Annotated in this window: 16 protein-coding genes; 12 read left to right on the top strand and 4 right to left on the bottom strand. The window is 31.7% G+C overall.

From position 1 onward, the window contains the following. The first annotated feature begins 24 nt into the window (after positions 1-24). On the top strand, positions 25-924 hold the full coding sequence (locus BXY80_RS11610; RefSeq protein ID WP_120202122.1) for a dihydrofolate reductase: 900 nt from the start codon (positions 25-27) through the stop codon (positions 922-924). Between the two features lie 8 nt (positions 925-932). Beyond that, positions 933-1424 (top strand): DUF5763 domain-containing protein, encoded by a 492-nt coding sequence (locus tag BXY80_RS11605; RefSeq protein WP_120202120.1) that lies wholly within the window; start codon positions 933-935, stop codon positions 1422-1424. Between the two features lie 28 nt (positions 1425-1452). On the opposite strand, the gene BXY80_RS11600 is transcribed toward BXY80_RS11605, so the two are convergent. Beyond that, a complete protein-coding gene (locus BXY80_RS11600; protein WP_120202118.1) occupies positions 1453-1842 on the bottom strand; it encodes an SRPBCC domain-containing protein in 390 nt (129 codons plus the stop codon). A gap of 51 nt (positions 1843-1893) precedes the next feature. Here BXY80_RS11600 and BXY80_RS11595 point away from each other — a divergent pair, with 51 nt between their 5' ends. The 3 genes from BXY80_RS11595 (at position 1894) to lspA (ending at position 5030) form a co-directional block, all read left to right on the top strand. Next, positions 1894-3447, top strand: coding sequence for an NAD(P)/FAD-dependent oxidoreductase (locus BXY80_RS11595; protein ID WP_120202116.1), 1554 nt, complete (start codon positions 1894-1896; stop codon positions 3445-3447). A gap of 188 nt (positions 3448-3635) precedes the next feature. Further along, entirely contained in the window at positions 3636-4529 is an 894-nt protein-coding gene (gene fabD, locus BXY80_RS11590; RefSeq protein WP_120202114.1) for an ACP S-malonyltransferase, read from the top strand. A gap of 6 nt (positions 4530-4535) precedes the next feature. Next, a complete protein-coding gene (gene lspA / locus BXY80_RS11585) occupies positions 4536-5030 on the top strand; it encodes a signal peptidase II (protein WP_120202112.1) in 495 nt (164 codons plus the stop codon). Positions 5031-5032: 2 nt separating this feature from the next. Here lspA and BXY80_RS11580 read toward each other — a convergent pair whose 3' ends face one another. From BXY80_RS11580 to BXY80_RS11570, 3 genes are read right to left on the bottom strand one after another with little or no spacing between them, the layout of a single operon-like run. After that, positions 5033-6310, bottom strand: a complete 1278-nt coding sequence (locus BXY80_RS11580) for a metal-dependent hydrolase family protein (RefSeq protein ID WP_120202110.1) — start codon at positions 6308-6310, stop codon at positions 5033-5035. 11 nt (positions 6311-6321) lie between these two features. Next, entirely contained in the window at positions 6322-7344 is a 1023-nt protein-coding gene (gene galE, locus BXY80_RS11575) for a UDP-glucose 4-epimerase GalE (protein ID WP_120202108.1), read from the bottom strand. A gap of 7 nt (positions 7345-7351) precedes the next feature. Beyond that, the gene (locus tag BXY80_RS11570; RefSeq protein WP_120202106.1) at positions 7352-8485 is read right to left on the bottom strand and encodes a DegT/DnrJ/EryC1/StrS family aminotransferase; all 1134 of its coding nucleotides are present in this window, start codon (positions 8483-8485) and stop codon (positions 7352-7354) included. Positions 8486-8619: 134 nt separating this feature from the next. Here BXY80_RS11570 and BXY80_RS11565 point away from each other — a divergent pair, with 134 nt between their 5' ends. From BXY80_RS11565 to BXY80_RS11535, 7 genes are all read left to right on the top strand, one after another. Continuing rightward, positions 8620-9852 carry a 3-deoxy-D-manno-octulosonic acid transferase gene (locus BXY80_RS11565; RefSeq protein WP_245977293.1) on the top strand — a complete coding sequence of 411 codons (1233 nt, stop codon included), beginning with the start codon at positions 8620-8622 and terminating at the stop codon, positions 9850-9852. A gap of 115 nt (positions 9853-9967) precedes the next feature. Next, on the top strand, positions 9968-10342 hold the full coding sequence (locus tag BXY80_RS11560; protein WP_120202103.1) for a hypothetical protein: 375 nt from the start codon (positions 9968-9970) through the stop codon (positions 10340-10342). A 332-nt stretch (positions 10343-10674) separates the two neighbouring features. After that, the gene (locus BXY80_RS11555; RefSeq protein WP_120202101.1) at positions 10675-11991 is read left to right on the top strand and encodes a phage integrase SAM-like domain-containing protein; all 1317 of its coding nucleotides are present in this window, start codon (positions 10675-10677) and stop codon (positions 11989-11991) included. 25 nt (positions 11992-12016) lie between these two features. Further along, a complete protein-coding gene (locus tag BXY80_RS11550) occupies positions 12017-12265 on the top strand; it encodes a hypothetical protein (RefSeq protein WP_120202100.1) in 249 nt (82 codons plus the stop codon). Between the two features lie 60 nt (positions 12266-12325). After that, positions 12326-13141, top strand: a complete 816-nt coding sequence (locus BXY80_RS11545; RefSeq protein ID WP_120202098.1) for a hypothetical protein — start codon at positions 12326-12328, stop codon at positions 13139-13141. Positions 13142-13212: 71 nt separating this feature from the next. After that, the gene (locus tag BXY80_RS11540) at positions 13213-13491 is read left to right on the top strand and encodes a helix-turn-helix domain-containing protein (protein WP_120202096.1); all 279 of its coding nucleotides are present in this window, start codon (positions 13213-13215) and stop codon (positions 13489-13491) included. A 4-nt stretch (positions 13492-13495) separates the two neighbouring features. Continuing rightward, the gene (locus BXY80_RS11535; RefSeq protein ID WP_120202094.1) at positions 13496-13918 is read left to right on the top strand and encodes a hypothetical protein; all 423 of its coding nucleotides are present in this window, start codon (positions 13496-13498) and stop codon (positions 13916-13918) included. The last annotated feature ends 35 nt before the right edge of the window (positions 13919-13953 follow it).

Raw genomic sequence — 13953 nt, 5'->3', positions numbered from 1 at the left:
CTTTATAATATATTTTAGTTAAGTATGTTCGGTAAAAAAAGACAAACACCTCAAATAGATAAAGAGCAATTAGAATTAATAAAAAATGCTCAAAAGCGTATTAAACAAAAAAAACGCCTTTATGCTCATTTTGTAATTTTTTTATTAGGCGCTCTATTTCTCATCATAGCAAATACAGTATTAGGTATTGGCAAGGATGTAACCTTTTTTGGTAAAGAATGGTTTGTTTTTGCCATTTTAGCTTGGCTATTTTTATTTTGCTACCATTTATTTAATGTATTTGTTACTCATAATTTTATAGATAAAGATTGGGAAGACAAACAGCTAGAAAGCTTAGTTGCAAAACAAAAAGAACGCATTAAAAAACTACAACAGCAGGTAGACAAAGAGTATCCTATAGAAACAGTAAAAAAAATAAAGCCTAAAAAAAATACTGAACTTACTATTATTGTTGCAGCTGGAGAAAACAATGCTATTGGTAAGGACAATGATTTAATTTGGCATTTAAGTGATGATTTAAAACGTTTTAAGTCGCTTACAAACGGTCATCATATTATTATGGGTCGTAAAACCTTTGAGAGTTTTCCAAAACCACTACCAAACAGAACTCATATTGTTATTACAAGACAAGATAACTACAAAGTTCCTGATGGTGTTATTGTTGTTAATAATATAGAAGATGCCCTTGATGCCGCTAGACATGACAAACAACCATTTATTATTGGTGGTGGAGAAATCTACAAACAATCTATGAACTTAACAGACAAACTTGAAATCACTCGCGTACATCATAGTTTTGAAGGTGCCGACACGTTTTTCCCTGAAATAGATACTGCAATTTGGAAAGAAACTGCTAATACTTTTCATGATAAAGATGAAAAGCATGTGTATTCGTTTTCGTTTTTAACCTATGAACGTAAATAACACCTAACATGAGTCCAAACCATAAATTAAGTTATTGTTTAGCACTATTTTTTCTGCTTGTAGTTTCATCAAAAGTAAATGCTCAGAGTTTTTACAAAACTCCTTCAGGGGAAAAATACCATTTGAGTAGCTGTAGAATGGTTGAAAATGTTTCAAAAAAACTTTCAGATAATGATATATCAAAATATGGTCTAACTCCATGTAAAATTTGTAAACCTCCAATTGTAAAAAGTATTACTAATAGTTTCTCTAAAGCCAACAAAGCTGTAGGTATTTCTAATACAGTTCAATGTAAAGGAAAAACAAAAAAAGGAATCAGATGCAAACACAAAACCAGTTTAGCTAATGGTTATTGTTACCAACACACAAAGCAAAATAGCTCTTCAAACTCATATTCGTCTACAACCAAAACTACAGCTTCTACGTGTGGAGCAAGAACAAAGTCTGGAGGCTATTGCAAACGAAAAGTAAAAAATGGAGATCATTGCTATCAACATTAAAACTGTTTTTTAATTACATAAAACATAACTATTTTAAAAACTCAAAATAAGATTTCATTGGTGTAAAATAATGCTCATCCCAACCTTTAATATAATGCTCTCCACTTTCTGGAACATTAGAATGTGTTAGTGTTAATTCTGTTTCACCATCTTTTTCATTAAAAATAATTTCAATTTTAGAATCTTCTTCTTGTGCTTCAAAATTTGTACTTCGCCATGATTGTACAATTTTATGATAGGGTTCTAATTCTAGATTTTCACCTTTAATATAACCATCCCAAACAGTAAAAGAATCACCAATTTTATCTGAAACAAAAGCAGTTCCTCCAGTCATTTTAGTATGTCCTTGTGTACTTAACCAAGACTTATAAATTTGTTTAGCAGTCGCTTTTATATTCGTTTTTAATGTAAACTCCATCTTTATCTTTATTAATCTATTAAACTTATTAAATATAACTAATTTTGTTTTATGGTAAAAGAACTGCAGCTTCGTATTTCACTTCAAGAAGAAAAAGAAAGTGATTCAATTTTATTACTAAAAGTTTCCGAAGTTTTAGACATCAAACCAAATAGTATTTCTGGCATTAAAGTATTGCGCAAATCAATCGATGCACGAAAATCACGTATCATGTTTAACTATAAAGTTTCTGTTTATATTAACGAACCGTTTCCTGAAAGTTCAGAATACACATTTCATTATAATGATGTATCTAAAGCCAAACCCATTCACATTATTGGTTTTGGACCTGCAGGCATGTATGCCGCTTTACGTTGTATTGAGCTTGGCTACAAACCTATAGTTTTAGAACGTGGCAAAAATGTACAAGATAGACGTCGCGATTTAAAAGCCATAAATCAAGACCATTTTGTAAACGAAGATTCTAATTATTGCTTTGGCGAAGGTGGTGCAGGAACTTATAGTGATGGCAAATTATATACGCGAAGTTTAAAACGTGGTGATGTACGTAAGATTTTTGAAAACCTTGTCTTTCATGGTGCAACAGATCAAATTTTAGTTGATGCACATCCGCATATTGGTACAAATAAATTACCTAAAGTGGTTCAAAACATTAGGGAAACTATTATAAAGTATGGTGGTGAGGTTCATTTCGAAAGTCGTGTAACAGATTTCACATTAAAGGATAATAAAATTGTTGCAATTCAGCTTCAAAACGGAAATGAACTAACTGTTGACAGAGTTATTTTAGCAACTGGGCATTCTGCACGAGATATTTTTTATTTACTTAATAACAAAGAGATTGCATTAGAAGCAAAATCATTTGCTATGGGCATTCGTGTTGAACATCCACAACATATTATAGATAGCATTCAATATCACTGTAAAAATGAACGCGATCAGTTGTTACCTGCAGCCGCATATAGTTTAGTACAGCAAGTAAATAATCGCGGTGTCTATTCTTTTTGCATGTGTCCTGGTGGCTTTATTGTTCCAGCTGCAACAGCAAATGGCGAGGTTGTAGTTAATGGTATGTCGCCTTCAAAACGAAATAATGAATTTGCAAACTCAGGAATTGTTGTTGAAATTAATTCTGAAAAAGACTTACATAAGTACGAACATTTTGGAGCTTTAAAAGGTTTAGAATATCAGAAAAACTTAGAACGATTAGCATTTACTTCTGGCGGAAGAACTCAAGCTGCTCCTGCGCAGCGACTAACAGATTTTGTTGAAGGTAAACTCTCTAATGATTTAAATCCTACATCATACCAACCAGGTTTAAAATCATCACCAATGCATTCGTTACTACCAAAATTAATTGGTGGCTCACTCAGAAAAGGATTTAAAGCCTTTGGTGAAAAGATGAAAGGTTATTATACCTCTGAAGCTAATGTTATTGGTGTAGAATCTAGAACCTCTTCTCCAATAAAAATTCCACGAAACGAATCATTATCACATACTGAAATTTCTAATTTATTCCCATGTGGTGAAGGTGGTGGTTATGCTGGCGGAATTATTTCTGCAGCTATGGATGGTGAACGTTGTGCAGAAGCAGCTTGCTCGTAATTAAGTATTTAGTTTCAGTTTTCAGAAATAATGTACTAAATTGAAACTCAATAATACTTATTTTAAATTTGGTACAATTATTCTAAACTAGAAAATACAGATTCTAAGTTTGTAACTGCAAACTGCGACTGAATACTGCAGACTGATTGCGATATTATTCCTATTTTTGCAGCATAAAATTAAAACACATGAACGCATATATATTTCCGGGTCAAGGAGCGCAATTCTCAGGAATGGGTTTAGACTTATACGAGAACTCGCCTTTAGCTCAAGAGTTATTTGAAAACGCCAATGATATTCTTGGGTTTCCTATTACAGACATTATGTTTGAAGGTTCTGCAGAAGACCTAAAAGAAACTAAAGTTACACAACCAGCTATTTTTTTACACTCTGTAATTTTAGCAAAAACTTTAGGTGAAAGTTTTAAACCAGATATGGTTGCAGGTCACTCATTAGGGGAATTTTCCGCATTAGTTGCCGCTGGAGCGTTAACCTTTGAGGATGGTTTAAAATTAGTGTCTCAACGAGCTTTAGCCATGCAAAAAGCTTGCGAAATACAACCAAGTACAATGGCCGCCGTTTTAGGTTTAGATGATGACATTGTAGAAAAAATATGTGCTACAACTGAAGGTATTGTAGTGGCTGCAAATTATAACTGTCCAGGACAATTAGTGATTTCTGGAGAAATTGATGCTATTAATAAAGCCTGTGAAACATTAAAAGAAGAAGGTGCTCGCCGTGCATTAGTACTTCCTGTTGGTGGTGCTTTTCACTCACCTTTAATGGAACCAGCTCGTGAAGAATTAGCTGCTGCAATAGAAAACACAACATTTAATAAACCAAACTGTCCTATATATCAAAATGTTACTGCTTCTGCAATACTTGATGAAAATGAGATTAAAGCCAATTTAATTTCTCAATTAACAGCTCCTGTACGTTGGACTCAATCTGTACAACAAATGGTTACTGATGGTGCAACGTTATTTACTGAAGTTGGTCCAGGTAAAGTATTACAAGGTTTAGTTAAAAAAATTAATAGAGAATCACAAACAGCTTCTGCTACTCTAGAAACTAACGCTTAATTTCACATGAAAATATCAAGAACTGCAGGCGTAATTCTGATTATAGTGCTCAATATTGCTATTGATCAAATTTCAAAAGTTATTGTAAGAGCTACTATTGAAAAGGGAGAAATCATTTCTGTAATCGGAGATACTTTTCGTTTGATGAATGTTGAAAACGAAGGTGCTTTTTTAGGAATGGGAAGTGATATTAATCCAACATTGAGACTTATTCTATTACTTATTTTACCCACATTAGTTTTAGCATATCTTATCTATTATATTTTAAAAACTAAAGCTTTAGACAAGCTTAGCCTCATCGCATTGTCTTGTATAGCTGGTGGAGGAATCGCTAATGTTTATGATAGAATTGCTTATGGCTCAGTAACCGATTTTTTACATCTTGATTTTGGTGGTGTTTTTAGAACAGGCATTTTTAATGTTGCAGATATGTCTGTAACATTTGGTATGATTGCTCTTCTATTAGGAAATTTTTTCTCTAAAAAGAAAAAAGAGTCATAAGATTACTCCTTATAAACTTTACCATCTTTCATTACAAACACAACATTTTCCATAGTAGAAATGTTTTTAGTTGGATCCTCGTTAACTGCAATAATATCTGCAATGTAACCTGATTTTATCTGACCTAATTCATTCTCCATTTTTAAGATCAATGCGTTCGTAATCGTAGCACTTTGTATGGCCTCAATTGCTGGCATACCAACTTCTACCATATAACCAAACTCTTTTCCGCTATTACCATGCTTAAAAACGCCAGCATCTGTTCCAAATGCTATGCCAACCCCTTTTTTATAGGCTTTCTCAAAAGTACTTTGTATTTGTGGTCCAACAGCTAATGCCTTAGGTACAACTATATCTGGATAAAATCCTTTAACTTTTGCTTTTGATTCTACTTCTTTTCCTGCAGTAATAGTAGGCACTAAATAAGCATCATGTTTTTTCATGAGTTCCATAGTTTCATCACTCATATAAGTACCATGCTCAATTGTTTTTACGCCTCCAAGTATGGCACGCTGCATACCTTCATCTCCATGAGCATGAGCCGCTACATGAAAACCATAATCTTTAGCTGTATCACAAATAGCTTTAATTTCTTCAATAGTAAACTGTGGATTATCTCCACTTTTAGCAACACTTAAAACACCTCCAGTTGCTGTAATTTTAATTAAATCTGCTCCATTTTTATAACGTTGTCTTACTGCCTTTTTAGCATCATCAACACTATTTACCACACCTTCTTTAGGTCCTGGATTACCAATGAGTGCTTTTTTATAACCATTTGTAGGATCAGCATGACCACCAGTAGTTGCTAGAGATTTACCAGCCGTATAAATTCTTGGTCCCTCTATTTTTCCAGCATTAATTGCATTTCTTAAAGCAATATTTACACCACTTCCGCCTAAATCTCTTACTGTTGTAAAACCAGATAATAAAGTTGATTTAGCAAATTTGGTAGAACCAAACGCGACATCAGCATCGTTTAACGTAAATTTTTGAGAATATGTTTTAGGATTAAATTCAAACTCTAAATGCACATGCATGTCTATCAATCCAGGCATCACTGTTTTCGACTTTAAATCAATAACAATATCCTCTTTAGATTTTGGTTGTACAAATCCATTCTCTACTGAAAGTATAGTTTTTCCTGAAACAACAATTGTTTTATCATTTAAAACATCTCCTGTTTTAGTATCTATTAATTTTCCGCAATGTAAATATGTGTTCTGTCCAGTTACTAAAAATGATACTAAAAGGATTACTACATAAATGAATGATTTCATTTTTAAGTGTTTTAAATGTTTCTAATATTCTTTTCCCAATCCCAAGCAGAAAGCATTGCTTCATCAAGTGTAGACTTTGCTTCCCATCCTAAAACTTTATTCGCTTTTTCTGTATTTGCATAAGCGCTAGCTATATCACCTTCTCGTCTTGGTGCTATTTTATAATTGAGGGATTTACCTGAGACTTTTTCAAAAGATTTAATAACCTCTAAAACAGAACTACCTACTCCAGTTCCTAAATTAAAAGTTTCATAATTACTTTTATTCTTTTTATCTAAAAGTCTTTGTAAAGCAACAACATGAGCTTTAGCAAGATCAACTACGTGAATATAATCTCTAATGCAAGTACCATCTGGTGTAGCATAGTCATTTCCGAAAACCGATAATTGTTCTCGTAAACCTACAGCTGTTTGCGTTATAAATGGCACTAAATTTTGTGGCACTCCAATTGGTAATTCTCCTATTTTTGCACTTTTGTGTGCTCCAATTGGATTAAAATATCGTAGTGCAATGGCATTAAAATCTGAATGCACTTTACATACATCAAAAATAACTTCTTCTCCAATTTGTTTTGTGTTTCCATAAGGTGATTCTGCTGGTTTTACAGGCGCATTTTCAGTTATAGGCATTGTATCTGCTTGACCGTAAACTGTGCATGAAGAACTAAAAATAAAATTAGAAGTCTTTAGTTTCAGAATAGACTTCAACACATAAACCAATGTATTAATATTGTTTTCATAATACTTTAATGGTTGCTCAACACTTTCGCCAACAGCTTTACTGGCTGCAAAATGAATGACACCAGAAATATCATCGTGTTTTGAAAAAAAAACTTCAACAGCATCTTTTTCTTTTAAATCTAGTTTCTCGAAAATTGGAGTTTTTCCTGTAATTGCTATTATTCCATCTAACACATCTATTGAAGAATTTGATAAATCGTCAATAATAACAACTTCAAAACCTTCATTTTGCAATTCTACAACAGTATGAGAACCTATAAAACCTAAGCCTCCTGTAACAAGGATTTTTGCCATCTTAATTTTAAGAATTTACAAAATTAATAACTGTAGAGGTGATAAATTCTATTTGATTATCATCTAACTCTGTATGCATTGGTAGAGAAATCACTTCTTTTACCAATTGATTTGTTACTGTAAAATCTGCTTCATTATATCTTGAATCTTGATATGCTTTTTGAAGGTGTAGCGGAATAGGGTAATAAACGCCACAAGGAATTCCGTTATCATTTAAATGTTTTGCTAAAGCATCTCTATCTGTATTTAAAACACGTAATGTATATTGATGAAACACGTGATTATCTTCACTTCCTTCTCTAAATGGTGTGATTATATCTGTATGTGTTTCAAAAGCTTTATCATAAGCATTTGCCGCTTTTTGTCTAGCTTTATTAAAAGCATCTAATCGCTTTAATTTAATATCTAATATTGCTGCTTGTATGGAATCTAATCTAGAATTAACTCCTACAACATCATGATGATATCTAACATACATACCATGATTCACAATTCCTCTTATAGTATGTGCTAAATCGTCATCATTAGTAAAAATCGCGCCTCCATCTCCATAACAGCCTAAGTTTTTAGAAGGAAAGAATGATGTAGAAGCCACATGCCCAATTGTTCCAGCTTTAGCTTTTTTACCATTACTATAGGTATAGTTAGCGCCAATTGCTTGCGCATTATCTTCAATAACAAATAAGTTGTGCTCTTTAGCTAGTTCCATAATGGCTTCCATATTTGCACATTGCCCAAATAAATGAACAGGAACGATAGCTTTTGTTTTTGGTGTAATAGCTTTTTTAATAGCATCAACCTCTATATTAAAACTATTAGGATCTACATCAACCAAAACTGGTGTTAATTGAAGTAAAGCAATAACCTCTACTGTTGCAGCAAATGTAAAATCTGCAGTAATAACCTCGTCGCCTGGTTTTAACCCTAAGCCCATCATTGCAATTTGCAAAGCATCGGTTCCATTTGCACATGGTATAACATGTTTTACATCTAAATAGTTTTCTAAGTTTTTTTGAAATTCATGAACTTTTGGTCCATTAATATATGCTGTTGAATCCAAAACTTCTAGAACAGATTTATCAACCGCATCTTTTATTGTATTATATTGACCTTTAAGATCAACCATTTGAATTTTTTTCATTCGGAAATTAAAATAAAGTTAAGTAGAACATGTAAACCATTAGGTTTCACAAAGTAGCGAATTTACAAAAATCATTAACGCTAACCAATGAATTTATTTCAAAGAACTGTATTTTAGCACAAACAAAACCTTTTATCTTATTGTATACTATAGGAATATACATTACTAGTTTTTTTCTAAAAATCATTGCTTTATTTAATGATAAAATAAAGCTTGGTATTGATGGTCGTAAGCAAACATTTAAAGTACTAGAAGGTAATTTAACACCAAAAGACAAAACATTTTGGTTTCATTGTGCGTCTTTGGGCGAGTATGAACAAGGTCTTCCTGTGTTTGAAATTCTAAGAGAACGACACAAAACACACAAGATTGTACTTTCTTTCTTTTCACCATCTGGTTTTGAAATACGAAAAAACTCACCTATTGCTGATGTTGTGGTTTATCTTCCGTTAGACACAAAAAAAAATGCAAAACGATTTCTAGATTTAGTACATCCTGATTTAGTGATTTTTGTGAAATATGATTTTTGGCCGAATTTTTTAACCGAATTAAAACATCGAAAACATAGAGCCATTCTAATTTCGGCTGCTTTTAGAAAAAATCAACCCTTTTTTAAGTGGTATGGTTTTAAAATGCGAGAAAAACTATTTGCTTTCGAACATATTTTTGTTCAGAATGAACAATCTAAACAGTTATTAAGTAGTATTAATTTTTTAGAAGTTACTGTAAGTGGCGACACTAGGTTTGACCGCGTTTCTAATCAACTACAACAAAACAATACGCTTGATTTTGTTTCAGAATTTAAAGCAGGTCAACTTTGTATTGTTATTGGTAGTTCATGGCCAGAAGATGAAGAATTACTAATTAATTTCATAAACTCAACGTCAATTAAAAATGTAAAATACATTTTTGCACCTCATAATATTAAAGAAAATCAGATTAAAAATTTAAGTTCTCAACTTAAGCTTTCAACCATTTTATACTCAGAAAAAGAAGGAAAAGACTTATCAAATTATAACGTATTTATAATTGACACCATAGGTTTATTAAGTAAGATTTATGCAGCAGCAGATATTGCTTATGTTGGTGGAGCCATGGGATTAACTGGACTGCATAATATATTAGAGCCGGCAATATTTGGAATTCCTATTATAATTGGAAAAAACTATAGCAAGTTCCCTGAAGCTTCTGATATGATTAAAAACGGTGGTGTAGTTTCGGTTAAAAACAACTCTGAGTTAAATAATGAATTAGAGAACTTACTTACATCAAAAAAAGAAAGAGGAACTTTAGGAGACTTAAATGAAGCTTTTATTACTCAAAATAAAGGCGCTGTAATCCAAATTGCCAACTATATACGTATATAAAGCTAAGATTTGAATTATTAAACAAACAATGTTAACAAATGTTAATTTTTTTGATGATATTTCATTTTAAGTTATTAATTTCGTGTATTAAATAATTAACACTAAAACTATTACAATGAAAAATTTAATTTTATTACTAGTATTGGCATTAGGATTGTCATTTACATCTTGTAGAGACACAAAAAAAGCTGATACTGCTGAAGACGCAATTGAAAATGCTGCAGAAGCAACTGGAGAAGCTGTAAAAGACGCTGCTAATGATGCAGGAGAAGCAATTAAAGATGCAGGTGAAGCTGTAAAAGATGGTGCTGAAGATGCTGTTGATGCTGCTGGAAATGCAATCAAAGATGGTGCTGATGCTGTAAAAGACGCTGCAGGTGATGCTGTTGATGCTACTAAAAAAGCAGCTACAGATGCCGTTGATGCTGCAAAAGAAAAAGGAGCTGACGAATTAAACAAAGCTGCAGATAAATTAAAAAAGGATAACTAATCCTTAAACATATATTTATCAAATAAAAAAGGTCTAGTATTAACTAGACCTTTTTTTTGCTTAAATTTTAAAAATCACAAAACAAAAAAGCCTTACAGTTCTGTAAGGCTTTTGTACTGAAGACGGGACAAGAAACCCCACTTTTTAACACTTTCTGAAACCCCTTTAAAACCTACAAACCACTAACAAAAACAATATAAGTACCGTTATTACTGTAATTGTTAAAAATGTAATGAAATTGAATGAAATTTAAAACGGCTGACTAAATGCTGACTAAACGCTGACTAGATGAAAAATTATAGTTATATTTGAATGTTCAAAAGTTCAAAATTATGGCAACGATTAAATTTATACTTCAAAGTAAGTCAGATAATGCACCTATCTATTTAAGACTATCATTAAGCAAGTCAAAAACTCTAAAACGAAAAACAGGGTTAAACTTCAATCCTAAAAACTGGAGTACCGATACAGGACTACCAAAACAAAATTATGCAGATGAAAAAAATCTAACTTCAGATTTAAGAAAGTTAAAAGATTTTGTACTGGATAAGGTTAACGATGCAAACAAAAAAAACGATGAGGTTACAGGCGACTGGCTAAAACATAACATTGATTTACATTTTGAACGCATCACAGAAAACAAACAAAGTGAGTTAATTGTAGATGCAATACAAAACCTAATTAATAACGCTGACTTTCGTAAAAATGCTAAAGGTGGTATTGGACTATCAAAAAGCAGAAAAAATGCTTACACTTCACTTAAAAACATATTTACTGACTACCAAAAGGAAAACAGTTACAAGGTTAAAGACGTAAATGTAAAGTTTGCAAACGATTTTCTAAAATATCTTATTAACGATAAAAAGTATTCAAAGAGTTACGCACTTAAAAAAATAGCAGATTTAAAAACGGTTTGTTTTGATGCTGAAACCGAGGGAATAAAAACGCACCCACAATTAAAAAAAATTGATAGCACTAAAAGTAAAAATGAAACTATCATTTATTTAACGCCTTTAGAACTTGAAAAAATAGCCAATGCAGATATAACAACCGAAGCATTACAAAACGCTCGCAAATGGTTGTTGTTAGGTTGTAACATAGGGCAAAGAGGTGGCGACTTGCTAAACCTCAACGAGAATAATTTTGTAATTCGTAATGGTTACGAAGTTATAGAACTGAAGCAACAAAAGACAGGCAAAAATATAACCATTCCAGTATTACAAACCACTAAAGATATTTTAGAAACTGGATTGCCTTATAAAATATCTATTCAGAAATTAAACGAGCATATTAAAGAAGTATGCAAACTTGCTGAAATTGACGAAATGACTAAAGGTGGCATTATTGAAGTAACCAAAAAAGGCGAGGGCAATAAGCACAAAAGAAAAACTAACGGTACATATCCAAAGCACGAATTAATAACCTCACACGTTTGCAGACGTTCTTTTGCTACAAATCAATACGGAATACTACCAACGCCTTTAATAATGCAGATAACAGCACACAGCACCGAAAAGATGTTTTTAAACTACATAGGAAAAAACTCTTTAGACTATGCTCAACAAATAGCAGACTTCTACACCTTACAGGCTCAAAAAGAGAAAAAAGAACCACAATTTAACGTAATTAAAAACGCATCAAATCAATAACAATTTTTTACTAATAATTCACACTATGAAACATACAAACAAAATGTTTAACGATGAGGTCGATATTATTAATCATATCCACAACCTAAAAGATATAAGAACTTTCTTATTTGAATTATACACAAACAGTCCAGAGTTAAAGAATGTATTGTTGCCAAAATTAAACACATTAAACGACTTGTTAGATGCTTTACTAAAAGATAATAATTATTGTTTTTATACTGGATTTAACGAGCCTAAAAACACGTTAATTTTGAATGATAAGAATGATTAAAACCCATTTTAAAAGAGTTTTAATAAAATAGTAAAGGCAACGCATAAATTTAATGTTCAAATGGAAACCACAATTTTAAACCAAATTGACACTCAATTACAATTTATAACAAGATTACTGGAGCGTGATATTAGTAACGGTTCGGTTATTAACGATTATTATGTAAACGAAACTAAAAGTAAAATTTTCGATTGGAGTACATTAAAAAACTTCTTAACAGTTACAAGTTTTGCCAAACTCAACTATTTAGATGAAATAGTATTTAGAACAGAAAAATTTATTGAACTATACAACGGATTTGACAATGCAATTATTAAGAAATTTGAAAAGAAGTTTGTTTATGAAAGTGAGTTTAGAGCAGGTTATACGATTTATGATTTTAGAATGATTTTAATTAATGAAAACGAGATTAGAAATTTACCTAATAACACAGATAACCAAAGGCATACACATTTAAACAAACGCCCTTTTAATAATTATACTTTGCATGACTTTGCGAAAAAATGCGACAATATTAGAGCAGTAATATTAAACTTTTATCCTAGTCTAGCAAAGGAAACAGAAAACCCCTATTCTGATATTTTTAAAGGCAATGACAATAAAAATTTTTTAGTTTTTGAAGCATACACAGAAAATCATATAATTGATTGGTATTCTGATTTTAGTTTCCTGTTTCAAAAGATGAAAGAAGAAAACCGTTTGCATAATATTAAACATTTATATTTTATGGAATGGTTAAAAAAAAACAACTACATAACAGAGAAAGTTTTTGATTTGTTATTGGGAAAAACCACATTCAGTAAAAAGTATAATTCAGCACAAAGAATAAACAACTACAATTTAATAGTAAACGATATATTTAAAACGACTTCCTAAAAATCGGAAAAAACTACTTAAAATCGGAATAGAAACCGATTGACATTTGTTGCAAACAAAACAGAAATATTATGCAACAAATTCAATTTATTGGCACAACGCCAAACGCACTAATCGACCTCATCGATGAAACAGTAAAAAAACGATTAGAAGACTTAAAAAAGAACTTCGAGCCAAAGCAACCTAAAGAATATCTTTCAAGGCAAGAAGTCGCTAAAATGCTTTCAGTCGATTTGTCAACCGTTCACAACTGGACTAAAAAAGGCATATTAACAGCGCATCAAATTGGTGGTCGTGTATTTTATCTTCGTACTGACGTTGAAAATGCAATAGTTAAACTTAAAAACTAATTGTATGGCAACGCAAACACCTCAACCAGTAACCCACGTTTACAAAGAAATTAACGCAGGGAAATATAAGAGCGTTAAACATTACGAACTACAAAGAACCTTAAACGGCACGCCTTTACTTTCACACTTACTAAATGTTAGTAAAGACCGAATGTGTGCCAAATCTTCGCCCTTATTTTGGGTGCAAACTCACAACGGTAAAAAATGGGTTAAACCTAGACTAACAGGATTATTTAAAACGCCTTACAAAGACACTTATAAAGGCGATGCAATGGATAAAAAACATCTAATAATCGTTAAATTTTTTGATAACTACGATTATATGATAGTGTATTACTTTAAAGATTATTACACCAAAGATTTACATTCAGTATTAAGTCTTGTAAACGCATCCATTAAAGAAACTTCAACCCTTACAAACCAATAGCACAAAAAAAAGCAAGGCGTTCAAAAACCTTGCTT

The organism is Ichthyenterobacterium magnum, from assembly GCF_003610635.1.
Taxonomy (GTDB): Bacteria; Bacteroidota; Bacteroidia; order Flavobacteriales; family Flavobacteriaceae; genus Ichthyenterobacterium; species Ichthyenterobacterium magnum.
Note: the sequence above shows the minus strand (reverse complement) of the source record. Positions and strands in the feature narration are given on the sequence as shown.

What these genes read in the sequence shown, in the direction of transcription:
- BXY80_RS11610 (WP_120202122.1), top strand. Translation starts at nt 25, where the DNA reads ATGTTCGGTAAAAAAAGACAAACACCTCAAATAGATAAAGAGCAATTA.
- BXY80_RS11605 (WP_120202120.1), top strand. Translation starts at nt 933, where the DNA reads ATGAGTCCAAACCATAAATTAAGTTATTGTTTAGCACTATTTTTTCTG.
- BXY80_RS11600 (WP_120202118.1), bottom strand. Translation starts at nt 1,842, where the DNA reads ATGGAGTTTACATTAAAAACGAATATAAAAGCGACTGCTAAACAAATT.
- BXY80_RS11595 (WP_120202116.1), top strand. Translation starts at nt 1,894, where the DNA reads ATGGTAAAAGAACTGCAGCTTCGTATTTCACTTCAAGAAGAAAAAGAA.
- fabD (WP_120202114.1), top strand. Translation starts at nt 3,636, where the DNA reads ATGAACGCATATATATTTCCGGGTCAAGGAGCGCAATTCTCAGGAATG.
- lspA (WP_120202112.1), top strand. Translation starts at nt 4,536, where the DNA reads ATGAAAATATCAAGAACTGCAGGCGTAATTCTGATTATAGTGCTCAAT.
- BXY80_RS11580 (WP_120202110.1), bottom strand. Translation starts at nt 6,310, where the DNA reads ATGAAATCATTCATTTATGTAGTAATCCTTTTAGTATCATTTTTAGTA.
- galE (WP_120202108.1), bottom strand. Translation starts at nt 7,344, where the DNA reads ATGGCAAAAATCCTTGTTACAGGAGGCTTAGGTTTTATAGGTTCTCAT.
- BXY80_RS11570 (WP_120202106.1), bottom strand. Translation starts at nt 8,485, where the DNA reads ATGAAAAAAATTCAAATGGTTGATCTTAAAGGTCAATATAATACAATA.
- BXY80_RS11560 (WP_120202103.1), top strand. Translation starts at nt 9,968, where the DNA reads ATGAAAAATTTAATTTTATTACTAGTATTGGCATTAGGATTGTCATTT.
- BXY80_RS11555 (WP_120202101.1), top strand. Translation starts at nt 10,675, where the DNA reads ATGGCAACGATTAAATTTATACTTCAAAGTAAGTCAGATAATGCACCT.
- BXY80_RS11550 (WP_120202100.1), top strand. Translation starts at nt 12,017, where the DNA reads ATGAAACATACAAACAAAATGTTTAACGATGAGGTCGATATTATTAAT.
- BXY80_RS11545 (WP_120202098.1), top strand. Translation starts at nt 12,326, where the DNA reads ATGGAAACCACAATTTTAAACCAAATTGACACTCAATTACAATTTATA.
- BXY80_RS11540 (WP_120202096.1), top strand. Translation starts at nt 13,213, where the DNA reads ATGCAACAAATTCAATTTATTGGCACAACGCCAAACGCACTAATCGAC.
- BXY80_RS11535 (WP_120202094.1), top strand. Translation starts at nt 13,496, where the DNA reads ATGGCAACGCAAACACCTCAACCAGTAACCCACGTTTACAAAGAAATT.